At 48.3% G+C, this 4555-nt stretch carries 7 protein-coding genes; 5 read left to right on the top strand and 2 right to left on the bottom strand.

The window, feature by feature from the left end; translation table 11 throughout:
- Positions 1-459 (bottom strand): M23 family metallopeptidase (locus tag HKN79_04890; protein ID NNC82894.1); only part of this gene is annotated, 459 nt, incomplete at its 3' end.
- Between the two features lie 126 nt (positions 460-585).
- On the opposite strand from HKN79_04890, the gene HKN79_04885 reads away from it, so the two are divergent.
- From HKN79_04885 to HKN79_04865, 5 genes are all read left to right on the top strand, one after another.
- Positions 586-879 carry a hypothetical protein gene (locus tag HKN79_04885; GenBank protein NNC82893.1) on the top strand — a complete coding sequence of 98 codons (294 nt, stop codon included), beginning with the start codon at positions 586-588 and terminating at the stop codon, positions 877-879.
- A gap of 8 nt (positions 880-887) precedes the next feature.
- On the top strand, positions 888-1172 hold the full coding sequence (locus HKN79_04880; GenBank protein ID NNC82892.1) for a cell division protein ZapA: 285 nt from the start codon (positions 888-890) through the stop codon (positions 1170-1172).
- Between the two features lie 101 nt (positions 1173-1273).
- Positions 1274-2266, top strand: a complete 993-nt coding sequence (locus tag HKN79_04875; GenBank protein ID NNC82891.1) for an SDR family oxidoreductase — start codon at positions 1274-1276, stop codon at positions 2264-2266.
- A 15-nt stretch (positions 2267-2281) separates the two neighbouring features.
- On the top strand, positions 2282-3766 hold the full coding sequence (locus HKN79_04870) for a polysaccharide biosynthesis protein (GenBank protein NNC82890.1): 1485 nt from the start codon (positions 2282-2284) through the stop codon (positions 3764-3766).
- Positions 3767-3802: 36 nt separating this feature from the next.
- Entirely contained in the window at positions 3803-4198 is a 396-nt protein-coding gene (locus HKN79_04865; GenBank protein NNC82889.1) for a hypothetical protein, read from the top strand.
- A gap of 6 nt (positions 4199-4204) precedes the next feature.
- On the opposite strand, the gene HKN79_04860 is transcribed toward HKN79_04865, so the two are convergent.
- The coding region (locus HKN79_04860) for a hypothetical protein (GenBank protein NNC82888.1) at positions 4205-4555 on the bottom strand (351 nt) is incomplete at its 5' end.

Raw genomic sequence — 4555 nt, 5'->3', positions numbered from 1 at the left:
AGGCCCTGTAGAGCTACCGGAATTACCGGATAATCCGATGACCTCTCCTTGTTTCACCGGTAATGTACGAGCTTCTGGATAGTAGTCGAATTCCCAACGTTGATGCGCATACTGAGCCTCTCGCATCACTTGCTCCAAAGAATCAGAGAATGAACGGAGGTGTGCATATACCGAGGTATGCCCATCGTAATGGTCGATATAGATGGCATTGCCGTAACCATAGGGGGACACCTTGATGCGCGATACGTGTCCATCTGCAATGGCCCTCACAGGAATACCTTGCCGGCCTTGGGTCTTGAGGTCGATACCCGTATGGAAGTGATTCCTACGCATCTCACCGAAATTCCCCGATAAGACCATCGGTATATCCATAGGAGGGATATAGCCCATATCATTCTGCGCAATCGTGGGATTCACCATCCAGGAAATCAGAATAAGAAGCAGGAGTTTTCTCAACATAGCCCACGAATGTAATGACCCGCTGAAATCCCCATATATCCACAGTCGATTTTTGAACAAAGAGCGCTCACAATGGCTTGATCGACAATACCATATTACATTTGTCTATACCAAGGATTTGATCACATGGCACAGTCATACACTGAAACCCTCGAACAGGTCAAGAGAAAGATCAAGGCCATTCACAAGCAGAAACAGGATCTGGAAAAGGAAGTGAGTCGCTTGAAATCGGAACTGGAGAAAGGGCGATCCCAGATCGAGACGCTCACTGCCGATATCGATAGCAAGGAGTCTGAGTTAGAATCTTTGAAACTGGCCAAGGCCTATCAGAGCGAAGGAGAATCCGATAAGGAGGCCAAGGCACGTATCAACGAGATGGTCAAAGAGATCGACCGATGTATCGCCTTGCTCAATAATTGAATGAAGACATGAGTGAACTTTCTGTACAGATCAATATTGCCGGTAGATCCTACCCGCTGCGCATCAAACGTGAAGAAGAAGAAGGGCTCAGAAAGGTGGCCAAAGAGATTCAAGGTCACTTGGACAAACTCAGACAGACCTATGCGGTCAAAGACAATCAGGACCTTTTGGCCATGACACTGCTGGAGTACGCCAATCGCCTGGAATCCAAACGCATGGAGGAAGGGAGTGAGCTTACCTCCAATGTCTTGACCGACTTGGATGCCTTCGTCTCAGAACTCAGTGATAAGTAGTCAGAATTGAGGACCAATGGTTCTTTTCATTACGGGTTCAAGCGTTTCGATAGAATAGACCTATCAAGGAGAGAGGGAGCAATGCAACAGAGGTATAGTTCATGAGAAAGATCGAGAACAAGGTGGTACTCATCACCGGAGGAGCAGGATTCATCGGTAGCAATCTCTGCGAACGCTTATTGCAACAGGATAACAAGGTAATCTGTCTGGATAATCTCAGCACAGGTCATCGCAGAAATATCGAGGAGTTCATCTCACATACGGATTTCCAGTTCATCAAAGGGGACTTGGGAGATATCGAAACCTGTCGCAAGGCCACCCACGGGGTGGATATCATCCTTCATCAGGCGGCTTTGGGGTCGGTACCCCGATCGGTGCAATTTCCGCTGGCCACGCATCAGGCAAACAGCACAGGTACGCTCAATATACTGGATGCTGCCCGACTCAATGGGGTCAAACGTTTCGTTTACGCATCCAGCTCTTCGGTATATGGTGATGCTCCAGAACTTCCCAAAAGGGAAGAACACACCGGGCTGCCTCTGAGTCCCTACGCTGCTTCTAAAGCGGTGGGAGAGATGTATGCCAAAGTATTCGGGCAACTATACGGGATGGAGACCATCGGTCTGAGGTATTTCAACGTGTTCGGTAAGAATCAGGATCCCGATGGAGCCTACGCTGCGGCCATACCTCGATTCATCAAGGCCATGATATTCAGAGCACCGGTGACCATACATGGGGATGGACAACAATCCAGAGACTTCACCTATATAGAGAATGTGATCCAAGCCAATCAATTGGCAGCGACCACGGAGAATCCAGAGGCTCTCAACCGGGCATATAATGTGGCCTATGGAGAGCAATATTCCATCAACTATCTCGTAGAACAACTGGAACTACTGCTAAAGGAGCATGACAAGGATCTGGACCATGTGGACAAGCGTTCCATTCCCGAGCGCCCGGGGGATATCAAGCATAGCCTGGCCGACATCTCCAATGCGAGGGAATACCTTGGCTATGAACCTACCCACTCTCTGGCCGATGGCCTGCAAGAGGCTATGCGATGGTACTGGGAGTACTTCAATGCTGAGAAATGAATCTCTGATGAATCCATGGGCCTTGTAGCCAAACAGTCCGTCTGGAACACCATCATCCTCTATGCCGGGGTAATCATCGGCTATCTGAATGTCACCATCTTCTTTCCTCGGGTCATCGGAGCTGAAGGATATGGATTGACGCGTGTGATCCTTTCGGTGGTCTTCATCGCCCAGCATTTTGCCCTTCTGGGTACCCCATCTATGATCATGCGTTACTTCCCTCGATTCAAGGATGTAAAGGGGAGGGGACTCATACCCTATGCACTGGTCATCTTGATATCCGGACTGATCATCGTCAGTGGAGTATTGCTCTGGTTCCAAGAACCCATTATCGATATCAAAAGGGAGCAATCCCCTTTAATGGAGAACTTCTACTTCCTGACAGTCCCCATCCTGATATTCAATGCTTTCTACCTCTTCCTATCCAATATCTGTAGGGTGAACATGAATACCTCATTGCCCCTCTTCGTCAATGATATCATCTTCAAGATATTGACCACCCTACTACTAGGACTGACCTGGTGGTACGATTGGAGTCTGGATTTCTTCCTGTTCCTCTGGGCCGCAGCCTATGCAATGAATGGCCTGATTCTTCTGGTCTGGTTGCTGTCCAAAGGTCTGCTGAAGCTTGGTCTGGATGCCCGTGTAGATAGACTCTTCCGCAGAGAATCCATGGATTTCTCATTCTTCAGCATGATGGCCGGGGCCTCGAATTCCGTGGTCTCTAATATCGATGTGCTCATGGTGGGACTACTCTTAGCTCAGAACAGCTTGGAAATGGCTGGGGTCTACGCTATCATGGTCTATCTGGGAAATGCGATCCTGATGCCCACCCGTGGCCTGGGCACCATAGCCTCACCACTGGCGGCCCAGTATGCTGAGAACCGAGAAGACCACAAAACGGCCGAACTGTATGAAAGCACCTCTCGCAATCAGATGATCACAGTGGGTTTCCTCTTGATCGGTGTATTTATCAATCTACCAAGCCTCTTTGTATTCATGCAGGTGGACTATTCCATCGGCATGCCGGTATTTGCATTGATCGGTCTGGCCCGTTTGGTCCAGTCCAGCACAGGGATCAACGGGGTCATCCTGGTCTATTCTCCCTATTACCGCTATACGACCTATTTCATTTTTGGATTGGCCATCGTTTCCATCATGTTGAACTATCTGATGATTCCAGTTCTTGCATTGACCGGAGCGGCATTGGCGAGTTTTATCAGCATCGTGGGATTCGAATTCCTGAAATGGTTGTTCGTTTGGAAGCGACTGAGTTTCCAACCTTTTCATCGTAGACATGTCCTTGTGATTGCATTGGGACTGGTCCTCTTGCTTATCGGACACTTCCTTCCACGGGTAGAGAATATCTGGATAGACATGGTCTATCGTTCGACCATAGTGACCATTTTAGCAGGGCTGATGATCCTGAAGTTCAATATATCCAAGGAGCTCCGCCAGGTGGTATACAAGGGCCTTTCTATGGTCGGTATCAGAATCTAGGCTGTATATTGTGACTGATCTTTCTGTTCTAGAACCATGTCAAAATCCCTGAAGACCATACTCGGAATCCTTTCTTTCCTAGGATTTCTCATTGTCCCCATCCTTATCGGCTACATGTTCATGTCATTCATACCTGCTATGGTGGAATTCGAGCAGCAAGGAGTAGAACCCACTTTTCAGGATATCTGGCCACACTTGGGAGCCTTGGTCGGGATCTCCATCTTCATGTCCTTGCTCTCATTGGGACTGATGATCTTCTTCATCATCCATGTATTGCAGGATACGTCTGCTACAAGCAATGATAAGATACTCTGGGTCTTGTTACTCTTCTTCTTCAGCTCTATGGTATTTCCATTCTATTGGTACTTCCGCATTGTGCGCAATGACAGCGTAGGACCTTCAAAGGAGAAGAGTATCGGATACACGAATTGATAGAGCCTACCAGTACGCCACATAGGCATTGACTCGATTGAGATAAGCCACGAAATCCATTCGGAATCCGGTCGTAGTGCCGGTCTCATCTGCGCCCATGATGGTGAATCCTTGATCATTTCCGGTACATAGAGAAGTGCTCAAGGACAGAGAAAGACCATTATTGACATCGTTCACTACACTGAGGTCATCACAAGAAGTGCTGTTGCCAGCTCCAGAATTACCTGTGATGGAGATGTTCCAGAATCCTTGACCCGAATTATTGGTGACCGTGATGGTCTGGGTAGCTTGGTCATACGCTACGGTCACATTGACTGTGGGATGCGTCCAAAAGACTCCAGATACCGCTTCATTGTG

This window comes from Flavobacteriales bacterium, assembly GCA_013001705.1.
Taxonomy (GTDB): Bacteria; Bacteroidota; Bacteroidia; order Flavobacteriales_D; family JABDKJ01; genus JABDLZ01.
The sequence above is the reverse complement of the archived record's forward strand: the minus strand, read 5'-3'. Positions and strand labels throughout refer to the sequence as shown.